The sequence below is a fragment of the Kaistia defluvii genome (assembly GCF_040548815.1).
GTDB classification, from domain to species: Bacteria; Pseudomonadota; Alphaproteobacteria; order Rhizobiales; family Kaistiaceae; genus Kaistia; species Kaistia defluvii_A.
This window is the reverse complement of sequence record NZ_JBEPSM010000001.1, coordinates 2,295,654-2,312,668: the sequence shown is the minus strand read 5'-3', so window position 1 is coordinate 2,312,668 and position 17,015 is coordinate 2,295,654. Positions and strand designations below refer to the sequence as shown.

Genomic DNA, 17,015 nt, shown 5'->3' with positions numbered 1-17,015 from the left:
GGCGAAGTTTCCTTGCTCACAGCGTTGCCGCCATGGTGTCGATGCGGGACTTGATGGTTTCCGGAGCGGGCAGCGGGCGGTCGGTCGGCAGCGACAGCCCGACCCAGCCGAGGTCGTGGCCGCGCGGGCTGGTCATCGGCACGACCAGCGTCGTGCGCGCGCCGTCGGGTTCCGGGACGAAGACCGGCTCGCGGCGCTTGAGCGCCTCGGGGATGCGGGTGGCGGCGAGCTCGCGCGCCTCGCCGGCCTTGAAGCCGGGGTCGAGCGCCGGATTGCTCGCGACCGCGTTGAGGCAGATCAGCCGGTCGCCCTCGATCAGGCCCCAGAAGCCGGCGCCATTATGGGCGCGGGCAAGCTCGTTCAGCATCTCGGTATTGCGCACCATCGAGGTGCGCGGAGCGGCGAGCAGGGTCAGGCTTTCCTCGTCGAGCATGGCGCTCGGCAGGTCGGCCGTGGTGCGGCCGTCGCTCATCACCACCACGCGGTCGGAGAGGCCGAGCAGCTCCTCGAAATCGGAGGAGACGACGACCAGCGCCACGCCCTGGGCCGCGATGTCGCGCAGCATGGTGTAGATCGAGGCGCGGGTGCCGATGTCGACGCCCTTGGTCGGCTCGTCGAGGATCAGCACCTTGGGCTCCAGCAGCAGCCACCGGGCGATGATGATCTTCTGCTGCATGCCGCCGGAGAAGTTCAGCATCGAGGCGTCCATCAGACGGTCCTCGGGCATGCCGAGGCCTGCCAGCAGCTCCTTCACCTTGCGCTCGCGCGAAGCGTAGCTGCAGAAGAAGCCGCGATGGGCGCCGAGATGCGCGAGCAGCAGGTTCTCCTTGACCGAGAGGTCGGGCACGATGTTCTGCGTGCGGCGGTCCTCGGCGACGAAGCCGAGGCCGGCGCGGATCGAGGTCTGCGGGCTGTCGCCCCGAAGCGACTTGCCGTTCAGCACCACCTCGCCGCCCGTGCGTGGGCGGAGCCCGAAGATCGCCTCAACCGTCTCCGAGCGGCCGGCGCCGACCAGGCCGCCAATGCCGAGGATCTCGCCCTTCTTCACCGAGAAGGAGACGTCGCGCACGGCCGGCGTCGAGCTCAGATTGCGGACCTCCAGCGCCACCGGCGCATCGATCTCGCGGGTATGGGTGTCCTTGCGCTCGTAGATCGCACCGAGTTCGGCGCCGACCATGGCGCGGATCAGGTCCGCCTGCGACAGCGAGGCGGTCTCGCGCGCATTCATCACGGTGCGGCCTTCGCGCAGCACGGTGACGCGGTCGGTGATGGCGAAGACTTCTTCCAGCCGGTGCGAGACGAAGACCAGGCCGTGGCCGGTGTCGCGCAGCCGCGCCATGATGTCGAACAGGCGCTCGGCCTCGCCCGGGCTCAGCGATGCGGTAGGCTCGTCGAAGATCAGCAGCTTGGCGCGCACGCCCAGCGCCTTGGCGATCTCGACCAGCTGCTTCTGCGCCGAGGAAAGGCGCCGCACTTCCCAGTCGAAGGGCAGGCTGTCGCCCTGGCCGAGATCGTTGAGGATCTCCTGGCCCCGCTGGCGCAGCTGGCTGTAATCGAGCCGGCCGGGACGGCCGAGTTCGGGCAGGAAGATGTTCTCCAGAACCGTGAGGTCGGGGACGAGGCTCGTCTCCTGCATCACGATGGCGATGCCGATGCGCAGCGCGTCGCGCGTCGAACGCAGGCGGATCTCGTGGCCGCGATAGGAGAGGTCGCCGCCGTCGAGCGTGTAGTGGCCGGAAATGACCTTGGAGAGCGTCGACTTGCCGGCGCCATTGGCGCCCAGCAGGCCGTGCACTTCGCCTTCGCGAAGCTCGAAGTCGGCGCCCTGCAGCGCCCGCGTCCGGTCGAATGTCTTGGTGATGCCCCGCGCGACGAGGAGGGGGGAAACGTCTGCCTCCGCGACGGGTGCCAAATTGGGCTGCAACGAATCATGCTCCTGAAGACGGCCTCGACGCGATCCTGCGCGGGGGCGGAAGGATAGGAAACCCGTCGCGCGGCGGTGCCGCGCGACGGGTTATGTATCAGACTTCGTTGGCGAAGACGGTCCGGCGAATGGTCGGCAGTTCCTGCTCGATATTCGTGCTGGTGATGGCGACGATCGGCACGGTGATCTCGGCCTTCGGCTTCTTGCCGTCGAGCACTTCGAGCAGCGCCTCGCCGGAATTGACGCCCATCAGGAAGGGCTGCTGCATGCCGGAGACGACGAGGTCGCCCGACTTCAGCAGGTCGACGAATTCCGGAATGCCGTCGAAAGCGGCGACGAGCACTTCGCCGTTGCGGCGGGCCGCCTTGATGGCGCGCAGTGCGCCGATGGCCGGCTGGTCGGTCTGGATGAAAAGGCCGCGCATGTCCGGGTTGGCGGTGAGCAGGTCCTGCGTGAACTTGAAGGTCTCGTCGGCGGTGTAGCTCTGCATCTGCTGCAGGCCGGCTTCCTTGCCGGTGAAGCCGCCTTCCTTGAGGCCGTCGAGGAAGCCCTTGGTGCGGGCCTGGCCGTTCTTGCGGGCTTGCGAGATGGCGACGATGCCGACCGATCCGCCTTCCCAGCCCTTCTTCTTCAGCGCTTCGGCGAGCGCGACGCCGACGTCATGCGCGCCCTTGTAGTTGTCGGACGAGATGAAGGAGGCGAACTCGCCGGCATTGGTGCCGATATCGCCGATGACGACCGGGATGCCGGCCTTCTGGGCGAGCGCGAGTACGCTCGGCGCGGTCGAGGAATCGGTCGGCGAGATGATGATGCCGGCCACGCCGCGGGCGATCGAGTCCTGGGCGTTGCGGAGCTGGGTCTCGGCGCTGTTATGGCTGTCGAGCGCCTGGAAGTTGAAGCCCTTGGCCTTGACCGTCTCCTCGATGCCCTTCGACAGATAGCGCCAGAAGGGCAGGTCGAGGCCCGGCGTCAGGTAGACGATTTCCTTGCTGGCGGCGCTGGCGGCGGAGATGCCGCCCAGACCGGCGCCGGCGAGCAGCGTGGTGCCGGCGGCAAGCTTCAGGAATGTCCTGCGTTCCATAGTGTTTCCTCCCATTGGATCAGCCATGATCGGCTGCGTTGAAGATAGGTTTCGCCGGGGGCCGCGCGTCCTCGCTTGCGGCCCGCCGAATTCGCGTCAGGCGCCCCCCTTCAGGAAGGGTTGCGTCGTCGTGTAGATGCGGCCCGTATGAGCGGCGAAGGCCTCGGCCGCGGCGTCGGGATCGCGCGCCTTGACGGCAGCGACGATGGCGACGTGGTCGGCATAGCTGGTGGCGATCGCCCCGGGGGAGGCCATCGCCTCGCGCCGGTACTGCATCATGTAGGCGTAGAGATCGGTGCTGATGTCGGCGAGCAGCGGATTGCCCGAGGCCTGGTAGAGCGCGACATGGAATTCGCGGTCGCTGATCAGGAAGCGGACCGGATCGTCCAGCGTCTCCGTCTGCGCCTCCAGCAGCGCCTCCAGCACCGCGACGCCGGCATCATCGATGTTGCGCGCCGCGTCGGCGACCACCTGGCGGTCGACCAGCAGCCGCGCCGCATGCACGGATTCGATGTCGTAGGAGTTGACCGCCCGCGCCATCGCGAAGCCGACGGCGACCGGCCCGACCTCGTTGCTGCGAACCCTGGTGCGGGCGCCGTGCGAAATCTCGAGAATGCCGCGCGCCGCCAGCATCTGGATGCCGCCGCGCACCGCGTCGCGGCTGACATTGAGCGCGTCGGCGAGCTGGCGCTCGCTCGGCAGCGCATCGCCGACCTGCAGGATGCCCGACGCAATCAGGGTCGCGATCTTGTCGCTGATGACGGTCGTCAGCGGACGCTTCACGATCGCTTCCCGAAAACTCGGGAGCTCCGCGATGAGGCCGGGATCACTGACTTTCGCCGAGGACGACATGGCACCTACTAATAGACTGATCGGACCAGCAGACCAGTTGCATTAATCGCGCCGCCCTCGCGGAGTCAAGCGTCCGATGATGGCGCTATCATTTCCTCCACGTCGCGATGCGTCGGGGGCCGCCTCCCGCGCGGGCCTTCGCGGAAAAGGTTGGCTCCGTCAGGCCGCTGCCGCCGACCCCGGCGCCAGTCATCCGATCGACGGGCAGGTTTATGGGAACGGAGCCGGGCCGGTCGCGTTGGGTCCATGTCTTCGGTGATGGAGATGCTTGGCGTTCGGCCGCATCCATCGTCACGGCGACTGTCTGAAAAGCACGAAACAGGAGCGATTCATGACAATCGAACATGCGTCCATGCGAACCGTCCGCAAGCCCTGGGGAAAGAACGATCTCCGGCCGTGGAATGAGATCCATGACGATCCCGACGCCGTTGGGGAGATCTGGTTCCAGCGCAAGAGCCAGGACGTCGCGGACCCCGAACTACTCCTCAAGCTGCTCTTCACGAGCCAGCCGCTTTCCATCCAGGTCCATCCGGATGACGACTACGCCCACAAGATGGGCCAGCCGCACGGCAAGACCGAAGCGTGGTACATCCTCGACGCCGAACCCGATGCTGCTGTCGCCGTCGGGTTGACGCGCGAGATCGGGCCGGATGAGCTCCGCAGGGCGATCGAGGACGGCTCGATCGCCGATCTCGTCCAGTGGCACCCCGTCCGCGCCGGCGAGGTGATCTTCATCCCGGCCGGCACCATTCATGCGATCGGTCCGGGGCTGGTCCTGGCGGAAATCCAGCAGCGAAGCGACACGACGTTCCGGCTGTTCGACTACGGCCGCAAGCGCGAGCTGCATGTCGAGGACGGCGTTGCCGTGGCCCATGCCGGCCCGCCGGAAGCGCAGCCGAAGCCGCACCGGCTGGGGCCTTCGCGCACCGTGCTGATCGCCAACCCGTTCTTCGTGCTGGAGCGGGTGACGCTGGAGCCGGATACGACGCGTGTCCTGAATGCGCCCGGCGAGACGTGGATCCTCGGCCTCGATGGCGACGCGACGCTGGGGCCGACGCATGTGGCCGTCGGCGAGGCCGTTTTCCTCGACCATGAGCGCTGCACGATCAGCGCCGGCGAGGGCGGCCTGACCGCGCTTTGCGCCTATCTCGGACCGGAAGCGCATCCCGATCTTCTGGAGATGCCGGACGCGACCGTTATCGACTTGGCAGCCCGCCGCGCGGGCGCGCCGAATTCTCATCCCGGCGGAAAGGCTGGCGCCTCGTCCCGCATCACGGAGGTTCCTCTATGACCATTGTACACCGGACTTCGACCACCACGCGGGTGGCTTTCATTGGCAACTCGCTTCCGCGCCGCTGCGGCATCGCAACCTTCACGACCGATCTGCAGCAGGCGATCGCGGCGACCGGCAGTGCCGATACCGCCATCATCGCCATGACGGATTGTGGTCGAAGCTATGACTATCCGACCAGCGTCGCGCTGGAGATCCAGGAAGCCACGCTCGAGGACTATGTCGCGGCGGCGGACTATCTCAATCGCGGCGGCTTCGATGTGGTGTCGCTGCAGCATGAATTCGGCATCTTTGGCGGCGAGGCCGGCAGCCATGTGATCGCGCTTCTGGCGCGGCTGGACATGCCGGTCATCACCACGCTCCATACCGTTCTCGCCGAGCCGACCGACGCGCAGCGCCGCGCGCTCGACCGCATCATCGACCTTTCCTCGCGCATCGTCGTGATGGCGGAGAAGGGCCGGGAGCTGCTGCGCACCATCTATCGTGTGCCGGCCGAGAAGATTGACGTCATCCCGCACGGCATTCCCGATTTCGACTTCGTCGACCCGGAACCGGTGAAGGCCAAGCTCGGCTTCGGCGACCGTACCGTGATCCTGACCTTCGGCCTCCTGTCGCCGAACAAGGGCATCGAGGTCATGATCGACGCGATGCCGCAGATCCTGGAGAGCCGTTCCGACGCGGTCTATGTCGTGTTGGGCGCGACCCATCCCAATCTCGTGCGCGACCAGGGCGAGAACTACCGTGACAGCCTTGTCGAACGGGCGCGCCATCTCGGCGTCGAGGCCCATGTCGTCTTCAAGGACCAGTTCGTCGATCGTGAAACGCTGCTCGACTACATCGCCATGTGCGATGTCTACGTGACGCCTTACCTCAATGAAGCGCAGATGACCTCGGGCACGCTCGCCTACAGCTTCGGCCTCGGCAAGGCGGTGGTCTCGACGCCGTATTGGCATGCGAGCGAGCTGCTGGCGGATGGCCGCGGCGTGCTGGTGCCCTTTGGCGACGCCAAGGCGACCGGCGCGGCGATCGCCGACCTGCTGACCGATGACGCGCGCCGCGAGGCGATGCGCAAGCGGGCCTATTCGACCAGCCGGTCGATGACCTGGGAGAGCACGGCCAAGCGCTACCTTGCCTCGTTCGAGACGGCACGCCGTGGCGATCGCCTGAAGCTGATCCCCCCGGCCAGCACCGCCATGCTTGCCAATGTCCCGCCGCCGGCCATGCAGCTCGGCCACTTGCTCGCAATGTGCGACGATACCGGCCTGTTCCAGCATGCGGTTCATTCCGTGCCGGATCGCCATCACGGCTACTGCGTCGACGACAATGCGCGCGCGCTGCTCGTCGCCTGCGCCCTGAACAAATCGGGCGAGCAGCGCCTTTCCGAACCGCTGACCGCCCGCTTTGCCTCGTTCATCCAGCATGCCTGGAACCCCGACACGCGCCATTTCCGCAATTTCATGAGCTTCGACCGGCGCTGGCTGGAAGATCGCGGCTCGCAGGACAGCCACGGCCGCACCCTCTGGGCGCTGGGCGAGGCCTCGGCCAACGATGCGAGCCCTTCGCGGCGGCGCTGGGCGGCCTCGCTGTTCATCGCGGCGCTGCCCACCGTCGAGGAATTCGGCTCCCCGCGCGCCTGGGCGTTTACCTTGCTCGGCCTGGATCCCTATTGCGCCGCATTTCCGGGTGATCCTATCGCCGAGCGGCATCGCACGTTGCTGGCGGACCGGCTTCTGGCGCTGCTGGAGCAGACCGAGACCGAGGATTGGGTGTGGTTCGAGAATGGGCTTTCCTATGACAATGCACGTCTGCCCCAGGCCATGATCGCCACCGGCCGGGCCACCCGCAATGCGGACTACCTGGCGGCGGGTCTGCGCAGCCTGCGCTGGCTGATCCAGATCCAGACTTCGCCCAAGGGCCAGTTCCGCCCGGTGGGCAGCGCCACCTTTGGCGAGCAGCGCAAGCCGCCGCTTGCCTTCGATCAGCAGCCTCTCGAGGCGACCGCCACGATTTCCGCCTGCCTCGCGGCATGGCGGGCCGATGGCGACGGGTCGTGGACAGCCGAGGCGAAGCGCGCCTTTGGCTGGTTCCTCGGCGAAAACGACCTCTCGGTGTCGCTGGTCGATCCCGAGACGGGCAGCTGTCGCGACGGGCTGCATCCCGATCGCGCCAATGAAAACCGCGGAGGTGAATCCGTCGTGTCCTATCTTCTGAGCCTGGCCGAGATGCGCCAGCTCGCACGCCTCAGTGGCGATCGTGTGAAACCGGAGCTGCGAGCGCTCCGTGCTTGAACTCGCCCCCAATCCCATCAGTCAAGGCGACGTCGAATTGACACACGTCACGTTCCTGAATCGCCAGGCGCTCTATCTGCGCCCGGATCCTGCTCGCGTCGTGGTTCGGCCGTTCAAACCGGCGACCGAACCACGCGATCTCCATCCGAAGGAAAAGACCCGCGCCAACCACATCGTGGACCGCGTGCTTGGCCTCGACCCGGAAGCGGCCGCCAGCCAGCTGATCGACGTGCTGGAGAATTTCGACGGCCGGCATCGCAATCTGCTGCGGACCTTCGAATTCCGCTGCGACGAGATGGAAGAGGCCTTCGATCCGCATCCTCCTTTCAGCCGGATCCAGCGCCAGCTGATCGGCGCGTATTTCCTGCATGAGTATTCGTTCGAGGCTGCGGCGCTGTTCAATCCCAGCATCGTGCCGCATCCCGACCAGTCGGGCGCGGGGGAAGGCGAGAAGCGTTTCGTCCTCAGCCTGCGGTCGGTCGGCGAGGGTCATATCTCGTCGCTCACCTTCCGGTCGGGAACGGTGACGGCCCAGGGGATCGTGACCGTGGATCCGACGGTCCGGCTAGCCTCGGTGCCGAAGGTGGTGGCGCGCTCGCCGGTGCCCGACGGCGAGGCGGTGGAACTCGCCTTCTCGCCAGAGGAAGACATCAGCGAGCGGCTAATCTTCCCGATCACCGCCTCGCAGTCCAACGGCATCGAAGATGCGCGCTTCGTGGAATTCCACGATGGCCCCCGCAAGACCTATTACGCCACCTACACGGCCTATAGCGGCAGCGCGATCCGTTCCGAGCTGATCGAGACGACGGATTTCCAGACCTTCCGCATGGGCCCGATGCGTGGCAGCGCCGCCCGCAACAAGGGCATGGCGCTGTTCCCGCGCAAGATCAATGGCCGCTATGCCATGATCGGCCGGCAGGACAATGAGAACCTGTACCTGATCTATTCGGACGATCTGTTTTCCTGGGATGGCGGTGTCGCCATCCTGCGGCCGCGCTTCCCGTGGGAGTTCGTGCAGATCGGCAATTGCGGCTCGCCGATCGAGCTCGACGAGGGCTGGCTGCTCCTGACCCATGGCGTCGGCCCGGTGCGCAAATATTCGATCGGCGCCGTGCTGCTCGACAAGGACGATCCGTCCAAGGTGCTCGCGCGTTCCAGCGAGCCGCTGGTGCGGCCGGAGCCGTCCGAGCGGGAGGGCTATGTGCCGAACGTCGTCTATACCTGCGGCGCCATGCGGCACGGCGACTATCTCGTCCTGCCCTATGCCGTCTCGGACACGTTCTCCGCCTTCGCGACGATCCGGATCGACGCCCTGCTGCGCGAAATGCGCGGCTGAACCGTCAAGCCGCGCCATCCTTTCCATACGGAAGGGTGGCGCGGCTGCGCCTCGACGGGGATGCTCTCCGGTGGACGCGCGCCCTCGGCTCGCGCTATCCCTTGTCGGGTTGGTTTCTCAACGGGGTGGGGCGGAACGCATTTCATGGTGACGACGCAATCGGAACACGGCGCGGCCGCACGGCTCGCCATCATCGTCATGGGCGTCTCCGGCTCGGGCAAATCCAGCATCGGCGAGGGCTTGGCCGAAGCGCTCGGCATCGATTTCGTCGATGGCGACGGGCTGCACAGCCCGGCGAACGTCGCCAAGATGGCGAGCGGCACGCCGCTGGTCGATGACGACCGCTGGCCCTGGCTCGACAAGATCGGCGCGACGCTGGGCGACCGCGCGGCCCATCCCGCCGGCATCGTCGTTGCCTGCTCGGCGCTGAAGAAGATCTATCGCGATCGCATCCGCGCCGCCGCCGGCCAGCCGATCCGCTTCGTCTTCCTCGACGCGCCGCAATCGCTGGTCAAGGACCGGCTCGGCGCGCGCAAGGGCCACTTCATGCCGCCCAGCCTGCTCGACAGCCAGTATGCGACGCTGGAGCGTCCGGGCGCGGACGAGCCCGACGTGCTCGCCGTCGCAGTCGATGTCTCGATCGCCGAGATCGTGCGCCGCGCGGCCGCCGAGCTTGCCGGCGGCGCCGCGGTCAAGCCCTTGAATTGACGAGGATTTGGCGCTCCGGCGAAAAAGCGGAACAAGAAACTCAGCCGGGCCGGATCTTGGCAACAATCCAACTCGATTCTTGCCGAGCGTCCCCGTACTAGTTTCCTGGCGGCGGCGGTCACGCCGTGGCCCCTCCCGGCTTCTGGTTCGCAATCGCCCATGACGCAAAGTCCCCCTCCGATCGCAGTCGCGCTGCATGGCATCGCCAAGAGCTTTGGCGGCGAGCGTGTGCTGTCCGGCCTGTCGCTGGAGGTGCCGCGCGGCGAATTCCTGGCGATCGTCGGCCCGAGCGGCAGCGGCAAGACCACGGCGATGCGCATCATCGGCGGATTTGAAGCGCCCGACGAAGGCTCTGTCTGGATTTCGGGCGAGAATGTCACGGCCGTTCCGGCCGAACGGCGCGACGTCAACACCGTGTTCCAGAGCTATGCGCTGTTCCCGCATATGACCGTCATCGAAAACGTCGCCTATGGCCCGAGGATGCGCGGCGTCGGCCGAGCCGCACGGCGGAAAAAGGCCGGCGAACTGCTCGAACTGGTGCGTCTCTCCGATGTCGGCAACCGCAAGCCCAACCAGCTTTCCGGCGGCATGCAGCAGCGCGTGGCGCTGGCGCGCGCGCTCGCCAACGAGCCGGCCGTGCTGCTGCTCGACGAACCGCTCGGCGCGCTCGACCGCAAGCTGCGCGAAGAAATGCAGCGCGAGCTTCGCCGCATCCAGACCGAGCTTGGCGCCACCTTCATCTACATCACGCATGACCAGGAAGAGGCCTTCGGCATGGCCGACCGGCTCGCGGTGATGCGCCATGGCGGCTTCGAGCAGATCGGCGATCCCGCGACGATCTACGATCGCCCGGTCAATGCCTGGACCGCCCTCTTTGTCGGCAGCGCAAACCAGATCCGCGCCACGCTCGGCGAAAACGGGGCGCTTGTCTCCGATCTCGGCCCCCTCGCGGCCTCGCATGTCGACCCCATGCTGAAATCCGGCGATCCGGCGCTGGTGATCGTCCGGCCGGAAGAAACCCGCTTTCTCCCCGCCTCGGCGGATGCCGCCTCCGGCCCCAATCGCTTCGCGGCCCGCCTTGTTGACGCCGTCGCGCTCGGCCCCTCGCTGCGGCTGCGCGCGGTGACGGCCGGCGGCATCGCCTTTGAATCGATCGAGCGCCGCGCTAGTTCGGACGGCATCGAGCGCCTTCCCGGCGACGCCGTCCTGGTCTCCTTTGCTGCCGCGGCCGCGCGCGCCTATCGCGACGAGCCCGTTGCCAACCCCCTTCGTCCGTCCTCCTGACAAGGATCCCCGTCATGACCCGGCATCTGCTTCTTCCCAACGGTTCCCTTCGCGGCGCGGGCTTCAGCCGCCGCTCCGTCCTCGGGCTGCTGGGCGCGGCCCCGGCGGCGCTTGCCGTCGCGTCGGCCTTCCCGGGCGGCGCTTCGGCCGAGACCACCGGCGGCACGCTCAACGTCTTCTCCTGGCCTAACTATTTCTCCAATGAGAGCCTGGCCAACTACACCCGCAAGTCGGGCGTGACGCCCAACATCACCAGCTATGACTCCAACGAGACGCTTTTCGCCAAGCTGAACAGCCCGGCCGGCGCCGATTTCGATCTCGTCATCCCGAGCTCGAGCTGGATCAAGCAGATGGCCGACAAGGGCCTGCTGCAGGAGATCGATCACAACCGGCTGAACTTCGCCTCGCTCGACCCGGCGCTGCTCGACCGCGACTACGATCCCGGCAACAAATATTCGATCCCGAAGGACTGGGGCGTGCTCGGCGTCGTCTACGATCCGGAAGCCGTCGGGGCTGAGATCAAGACCTGGCAGGACTTCCTCGATGCCGGCGCCAAGCCTGGCGTCAGCGGGAAGGTGCGCCTGTCGGATTCCGGCTGGGAAACCATCGGCATGTCGCTCTGGACGCATGGCAAGGACTGGAACAAGGCGACCGAGGCCGAGATCCGCGCTGCCGGCGAGGAGATCAAGGCGTTTGCCAAGCATGTGAAGACCTTCTCCGGCCTCGACCCGAACCAGCTCGCCAATGGCTCGATCGTGCTGGCGCAGACCAACCAGGGCACGGCGCGCGCCGCCATCGGCCTCAATCCGAAGCTGAAATTCGTCGTGCCGGGACCGATGAGCGAGCTCTGGGTCGACAATTACGCCATCCCCGCCAAGGCGCCCAACCTCGACCAGGTCTACGATTTCCTGTCCTACCAGCTTGAGCCGGAAGTGCAGCTTTCCGAGACGCAGTATATCGGCTTCCCGGCGGCGCTTGCCGGCCTGCGCGAGAAGCTGCCGGCCGACACCAAGAACGCCGACCTGATCTTCGGCGGCAAGGATCTCGACTTCTCCAAGCTGACCTCCTTCGTCGTCGACCCGGCGACGGTCGGCGTCTATCTCGAGGTCCAGGCCGAGATCCAGGCCGCGGCGGGCGGGTGAAGCGCGGGCTGATCCGCTCCGGGAATAGCCCTGGCATGACTCGACCATCATCCTGAGGTGCCCGGCAAAGCCGGGCCTCGAAGGAGGGTCCAGGAAACGCCGTCATGGCGATAGCGGGCGGCTCTCTACGGACTTCCGGTCCGTGCCTGCACAGTCGAGTGTCTGGCTGGACCCTCCTTCGAGGCTTCGCTGACGCGAAGCACCTCAGGATGATGGGGGAGCTTGATCCGGGGCGGTCTCGACGGGGCAACAAGCTCCGTCCGCCCCCTCTACCGCTTGCGGCAGAGGGCTGGGGTGAGGGGCTTTCTTGGCGCGAGGGTCTCCTCCGCGCGCGATGAAGAAGCAGGCGCCGTCTCGATGTATCTTGCGCAAAAGGACCGATGATTTCCGCGAGCCAACCCAGTCAGCTGACATCAAAGCGTGCGCCCTCGGCGCGCGTTGCCGATCACCTGTTCGCTGCTATCCCGACCGCCTGGCTCGCCATCTTCTTCCTGGCGCCGCTGGCCTTCACGGTCGTCTATTCGTTCGGCAATTCGCTGTTCGGCGCGGTCGAGCTCGGCTTCACGCTGAAAAACTACCAGACCGCGCTTTCCGGCTTCTACCTTTCGACCTTCCTGCGCACCGTGCAGTTCGCCATCACCGCCTCGGCGCTTTGCCTCGCCGTCGCCTTTCCCGTCGCCTATTTCATCGCGCGCAAGGCCGGGCGCTTCCGCACGCTGGCGCTCGTCCTGATCCTCATTCCCTATTTCTCGTCCTTCCTCGTCCGCGTCATGTCTTGGCAGATCCTGCTGGCGCGCGGCGGCGTGTTCGAGGTGGTGCTGAATTTCCTGCATCTGCACGAAGGGCCGCTCGATCTGCTCGACACCAAGACCGCCGTCTTCATCGGCATGGTCTATGCCTATCTGCCGATCGCCATCGTGCCGCTTTTCGTCGTGCTCGACCGCATGCCGCCCGCTTTGCTCGAGGCGAGCCGCGATCTCGGCGCCAGCCGCTTCCAGACCTTCTGGGCGGTGACGCTGCCGATGGCGCGGCCGGGCATCGCCACCGCCGTGCTTCTGACCGCCGTGCCCATGCTGGGCGAGATGGTGATCCCGAAACTGCTCGGCGGCAGCCGCGGCGTGCTGATGGGGCAGGCGATCTCGTCGCAATATCTGCAATCGCAGAACTATGCGCTCGGCTCGGCCATGGCGGTGCTGGTGCTCATCGCCGTTGCGGTCGTCGTCGCCGCGCTCGCCCGCCTCACCAAGGGCTTTGCCGAGGTGGCGGCATGAGCGTCCGCATGGATGGCCGGCAGAAGCGCATCACCGATGCCGGGCTGACGCTCTGGTTCGGCCTCGCGATCCTGTTCCTGTTCGCGCCGCTCGCCATCTCGATGATCTATTCGTTCAATGTCGGCGTCGTCGGCAAGCAGACGTCGAATTTCACCGGCTGGACGCTTGAGTGGTATCCGGCCGCCTGGAACGATCTGGCGCTGCGCCGCTCGGTCCAGACCAGTCTCTACGTCGCCTTCTGGGCGGCGCTGATCGCGCTCGGCATGGGCGCCTCGCTCGGCTATGCGTTGGTGCGCCATCCGAGCCCGCAGGTACGAAAATGGCTGTCGGGCCTGACCTATATCCTCCTGATCGTGCCGGAAGTGGTCATCGGCGTCTCGCTGCTGCTGTTCTATGCCGTCACCGGCATTCCGCTCGGGGCGGCGACGCTGATCGCCGGCATCACGCCGGCCGCGATCGCCGTCACGGCGCTGATCGTGCGTGCCCGCGCCCTGACGCTCGACCCGAAGCTAGAGGAGGCGGCCGCCGATCTCGGCAGCACGCGGCTGAAGACGCTGTGGTTCATCGTCCTGCCACAGCTTTTGCCGGCGATCCTGGCCGGCGGGCTGATGTCCTATGCCTTCTGCTTCGACAATCTGGTCGTCGCCGCCTTCCTGACGACGCCCACTGTCAACACGCTGCCGGTCTATCTCTATGGCAGTTTGCAATACGGCCCGGCGCCCTCCGTCTATGCGGCGGCGACGGTCGTTTTCCTGTTCACGGTAACCCTGCTCGGCCTCGCGGCGCTCTGCTTCCAGCTTTCGCGACGTTCGGGGCGGGTGCGACTGGGGGATGTCCGATGAGCGCGACCGTGCCGCTTCACCCTTCTCCGATCGTCCGGCCCCCTATGGCCCATGGCCCGCTCATCATCCTGAGGCGCCCGGCAAAGCCGGGCCTCGAAGCAGGGTCCAGGGAACGCCCGGTTGGAAATCGCGCGGCTATCTGCAATTTCGTGCGCGCCGTCGTGTGCTCCGCTGGACCCTCCTTCGAGGCTTCGCTACCGCGAAGCACCTCAGGATGATGGTGGAGCAAGTCGATTGGCTTGGGCGGTTGACGGGCCTCTACTGGTCAATCTGCAGCATCTATTCGGTCCGCATTCCGCGCCTCCATAATCCCTCAACCAGAGCTTTGCCCAAACCTCTCCCGTGAAGCGACAGAAGAAAGCCAGATCCCCCGATCCGGCTACCAGCATGAGACCCATTTCATGACCCAGTTCTCCGCCGAAGACCTGCTTGATCCGCCCGCCTATCCCAATGTCGGCTATGCCCTGCTGGCCGATCGGATCGGCGCGGTGATGCGAAGCTTCGACGATGTCGTCTTCGTGCAGGCGGAAGCGGTCGTGGCGCTGGAAGCGGTCGCGGCCAGTTTCGCCAAGCCGGGCCTTCGCGTCCTCAACGTCGTCACCAGTCTGTATGGCGACTATTTTGCCACCTGGCTGCGCCGGGGCGGCGCCATAGTCGAGAATGTCGTGGCCGAACTTGGCCGGCCTGTCGATCTCGCGGTCTTCCAGGCGACGCTCGACGCCATGGCCGAGGTCGATGTCGTCGTGCTGGTGCATGGCGAGGCCGCGAACGGCGTCTTGAACCCGTTGCCGGAGATCGCCGAGAGCGCCAAGGCGCGCGGCGCGCTGCTGGTGGTCGACGCCGTCGCCTCAATCGGCGCCCACACTTTCGAGGTCCAGACGCTCGGCATCGATATCGCCGTCATCGGCCCGCAAAAGGGGCTGGGCGGCCCGGCCGGCCTTTCCGCCATCTCGGTCAGCGAGGCGGCCTGGGCACGGATTGCCGAGGAGCCGGCGCTGCGGCTCTCTACCTTGTCGCTGCTCGATCTCAAGGAGAAATGGCTGGATCCCGGCGCCGATGCGCTGCCCGGCACGCCGGCGCCGCTGGAATTCTGGGCGCTCGATGCGGCGCTCGACCGGATCGACGCGGAAGAAGACGGCATCGAGACGGTGATCGAGCGCCACCAGCTTGCCGCCAAGGCGACGCGCGCTGGCCTCCGCGCGCTCGGCGTTACGCCGTGGATCGAAGAAGACGCTTCCGCCTCGGCGCTGGTGACGGCGGCGCCGGTTCCCGCCGGCATCGAACCGCAGGCACTGGTCGACGCTGCAGCCGAGTTCGAGGGCTCGGCCATCAGCCTCGGCGTCGGCGGCGTCGAGCATCTGCTGGTTCGCCTAAACCACACCGGCATCCGCGCCGCCTATCGGCCGGTGGTCGCCAATGTCGTCGCCTATGGCCAGGCGCTGGCCGCGCTCGGCGAGAGCGTCGATATCGACGCGGCGATCGAGGCCGTCGCCAAGACCTACCAGGACGCCGAGCCGGCGGGGTCGGCGGAATAGGCCGTTCTTCACCTCTCCCTCAGGGAGAGGTGAGAAGCCAGCACCGGAACCGCGCATGACCGCCCGAACGATCCATTTGAACGCCTTCGAGAACTGCTCGCCGGTCAACATCTCCTCCGGCCTCTGGCGCCATCCGGAAGACCAGTCGCACCGCTACAAGGACCTGAGCTACTGGACGGAACTGGCCGTGATGCTGGAAGGGGCAGGGTTCGACTCGATCTTTCTCGCCGACGTGCTCGGCATGCTCGACGTCTATCAGGGCAAGCCGGACGCGGCCTTGCGCACCGCCACACAGGTGCCGATCAACGATCCGCTCTCGATCCTCTCGGCCATGGCGGCGGTCACCAAGAACCTCGGCTTCGCCGCCACCGTCTCACTGACCTACGAGCAGCCCTACAGCTTCGCCCGCAAGATGACGAGCCTCGACCATGCAAGCCAGGGGCGCGTCGGCTGGAACATCGTCACCTCCTATCTCGACAGCGCCGCGCGCAATCTCGGCCGCGGCGAGCAGCTCTCGCATGACGAGCGCTATGATCGCGGCGACGAGTTCATGGAGGTGCTCTACAAGCTCTGGGAAGGGTCCTGGGAGGACGATGCCGTCGTCATCGACAAGGCGAGAGGCGTCTATGTCGATCCGGCCAAGGTCCATCCGATCGCGCATCAGGGTCGCTATTTCACCGTGCCCGACGCCTTCATCTCCGAGCCGTCGCCGCAACGTACGCCGGTGCTGTTCCAGGCCGGTTCGTCCTCGCGCGGCCAGCGATTTGCCGCCACCCATGCCGAGGGGGTCTTCGTGCATGGCACGCGGCCGGAGGTGATCGCGCCCGTTGTCGCCAATGTGCGCGCCCGCGCGGCTGCGCTTGGCCGCGACCCGCGCAGCATCAAGGCCTTCGCCGTCACCACCATCATCGCCGCCGAAACGGATGGCGCGGCGGAGGAAAAATATGCCGAGCTGCTCTCCTATGCCGATTACGAGGGCGCGATGGTGCAGTTCGCCGGCCCGCTCGGCCTCGACGTGTCGAAGTTCGATCCCGACATGCCGCTGACCGAAATCAATCCGAACGCGGCGCATTTCGCCCGGCATCTGTTTTCGGACGCCGATCCCGACGTCGTCTGGACGCTGCGCGACATCGCCCATTACATGGGCGTCGGCGGCATGGGCCCGAAATTCGTCGGCTCCGGCAAGACGATCGTCGACGAGATGGAGCGCTGGGTCGAGATCGCCGATCTCGACGGCTTCAACATCACCTATGCCATCCGTCCCGGCACCTTCGTCGACACGGTGAAATACGTCGTGCCGGAACTGCGCCGTCGCGGGTTGATGCGGACGGCCTATCAAGGCTCGACGTTCCGCGAGAGTCTCTATGGCAAAGGCCAGAAGCACTTGCGCGACGACCATCCGGGAAGGAAGTTCTGGAGGGGGTAGGGCTCTTCTTAGCCCTCGCCCGCTTGCGGGAGAGG

General features: G+C 66.5%; 13 protein-coding genes. 10 read left to right on the top strand and 3 right to left on the bottom strand.

What is annotated here, in order from left to right; translation table 11 throughout:
- Positions 1–16: 16 nt before the first annotated feature.
- The 3 genes from ABIE08_RS10860 to ABIE08_RS10850 all read right to left on the bottom strand — a co-directional run bounded on the left by ABIE08_RS10860 (position 17) and on the right by ABIE08_RS10850 (position 3,857).
- Entirely contained in the window at positions 17–1,924 is a 1,908-nt protein-coding gene (locus ABIE08_RS10860) for a sugar ABC transporter ATP-binding protein (RefSeq protein WP_354550910.1), read from the bottom strand.
- 97 nt (positions 1,925–2,021) lie between these two features.
- Positions 2,022–3,005: a substrate-binding domain-containing protein gene (locus ABIE08_RS10855; RefSeq protein WP_354550908.1), complete on the bottom strand. Its 984-nt coding sequence runs from the start codon at positions 3,003–3,005 to the stop codon at positions 2,022–2,024.
- A 96-nt stretch (positions 3,006–3,101) separates the two neighbouring features.
- Positions 3,102–3,857: a FadR/GntR family transcriptional regulator gene (locus ABIE08_RS10850; protein WP_436409520.1), complete on the bottom strand. Its 756-nt coding sequence runs from the start codon at positions 3,855–3,857 to the stop codon at positions 3,102–3,104.
- Between the two features lie 331 nt (positions 3,858–4,188).
- Here ABIE08_RS10850 and ABIE08_RS10845 point away from each other — a divergent pair, with 331 nt between their 5' ends.
- The 10 genes from ABIE08_RS10845 (at position 4,189) to ABIE08_RS10800 (ending at position 16,980) form a co-directional block, all read left to right on the top strand.
- On the top strand, positions 4,189–5,148 hold the full coding sequence (locus tag ABIE08_RS10845) for a class I mannose-6-phosphate isomerase (protein ID WP_354550906.1): 960 nt from the start codon (positions 4,189–4,191) through the stop codon (positions 5,146–5,148).
- Positions 5,145–7,436, top strand: a complete 2,292-nt coding sequence (locus ABIE08_RS10840; protein WP_354550905.1) for a glycosyltransferase family 4 protein — start codon at positions 5,145–5,147, stop codon at positions 7,434–7,436. The genes ABIE08_RS10845 and ABIE08_RS10840 overlap by 4 nt, the downstream gene beginning before the upstream one ends.
- A 37-nt stretch (positions 7,437–7,473) precedes the next feature.
- Positions 7,474–8,772, top strand: a complete 1,299-nt coding sequence (locus ABIE08_RS10835) for a glycoside hydrolase family 130 protein (RefSeq protein WP_354550903.1) — start codon at positions 7,474–7,476, stop codon at positions 8,770–8,772.
- A 144-nt stretch (positions 8,773–8,916) separates the two neighbouring features.
- The gene (locus ABIE08_RS10830; protein WP_354550902.1) at positions 8,917–9,480 is read left to right on the top strand and encodes a gluconokinase; all 564 of its coding nucleotides are present in this window, start codon (positions 8,917–8,919) and stop codon (positions 9,478–9,480) included.
- Positions 9,481–9,639: 159 nt separating this feature from the next.
- Positions 9,640–10,764, top strand: coding sequence for an ABC transporter ATP-binding protein (locus ABIE08_RS10825; RefSeq protein WP_354550901.1), 1,125 nt, complete (start codon positions 9,640–9,642; stop codon positions 10,762–10,764).
- Positions 10,765–10,778: 14 nt separating this feature from the next.
- The gene (locus tag ABIE08_RS10820) at positions 10,779–11,906 is read left to right on the top strand and encodes a polyamine ABC transporter substrate-binding protein (RefSeq protein ID WP_354550899.1); all 1,128 of its coding nucleotides are present in this window, start codon (positions 10,779–10,781) and stop codon (positions 11,904–11,906) included.
- Positions 11,907–12,286: 380 nt separating this feature from the next.
- Entirely contained in the window at positions 12,287–13,177 is an 891-nt protein-coding gene (locus ABIE08_RS10815) for an ABC transporter permease (protein ID WP_354550898.1), read from the top strand.
- Positions 13,174–14,019, top strand: coding sequence for an ABC transporter permease (locus ABIE08_RS10810; RefSeq protein ID WP_354550897.1), 846 nt, complete (start codon positions 13,174–13,176; stop codon positions 14,017–14,019). The genes ABIE08_RS10815 and ABIE08_RS10810 overlap by 4 nt, the downstream gene beginning before the upstream one ends.
- 401 nt (positions 14,020–14,420) lie before the next feature.
- Complete coding sequence (locus ABIE08_RS10805; RefSeq protein ID WP_354550896.1) at positions 14,421–15,554, top strand: pyridoxal-phosphate-dependent aminotransferase family protein; 1,134 nt, start codon at positions 14,421–14,423, stop codon at positions 15,552–15,554.
- 55 nt (positions 15,555–15,609) lie between these two features.
- A complete protein-coding gene (locus ABIE08_RS10800) occupies positions 15,610–16,980 on the top strand; it encodes an LLM class flavin-dependent oxidoreductase (protein WP_354550894.1) in 1,371 nt (456 codons plus the stop codon).
- Positions 16,981–17,015: the final 35 nt, after the last annotated feature.

Excerpts from the sequence above, each read along its gene's own strand:
- ABIE08_RS10855 (WP_354550908.1), bottom strand. The coding sequence starts at position 3,005 with ATGGAACGCAGGACATTCCTGAAGCTTGCCGCCGGCACCACGCTGCTC.
- ABIE08_RS10850 (WP_436409520.1), bottom strand. The coding sequence starts at position 3,857 with ATGTCGTCCTCGGCGAAAGTCAGTGATCCCGGCCTCATCGCGGAGCTC.
- ABIE08_RS10845 (WP_354550906.1), top strand. The coding sequence starts at position 4,189 with ATGACAATCGAACATGCGTCCATGCGAACCGTCCGCAAGCCCTGGGGA.
- ABIE08_RS10840 (WP_354550905.1), top strand. The coding sequence starts at position 5,145 with ATGACCATTGTACACCGGACTTCGACCACCACGCGGGTGGCTTTCATT.
- ABIE08_RS10830 (WP_354550902.1), top strand. The coding sequence starts at position 8,917 with ATGGTGACGACGCAATCGGAACACGGCGCGGCCGCACGGCTCGCCATC.
- ABIE08_RS10825 (WP_354550901.1), top strand. The coding sequence starts at position 9,640 with ATGACGCAAAGTCCCCCTCCGATCGCAGTCGCGCTGCATGGCATCGCC.
- ABIE08_RS10820 (WP_354550899.1), top strand. The coding sequence starts at position 10,779 with ATGACCCGGCATCTGCTTCTTCCCAACGGTTCCCTTCGCGGCGCGGGC.
- ABIE08_RS10815 (WP_354550898.1), top strand. The coding sequence starts at position 12,287 with ATGATTTCCGCGAGCCAACCCAGTCAGCTGACATCAAAGCGTGCGCCC.
- ABIE08_RS10810 (WP_354550897.1), top strand. The coding sequence starts at position 13,174 with ATGAGCGTCCGCATGGATGGCCGGCAGAAGCGCATCACCGATGCCGGG.
- ABIE08_RS10805 (WP_354550896.1), top strand. The coding sequence starts at position 14,421 with ATGACCCAGTTCTCCGCCGAAGACCTGCTTGATCCGCCCGCCTATCCC.
- ABIE08_RS10800 (WP_354550894.1), top strand. The coding sequence starts at position 15,610 with ATGACCGCCCGAACGATCCATTTGAACGCCTTCGAGAACTGCTCGCCG.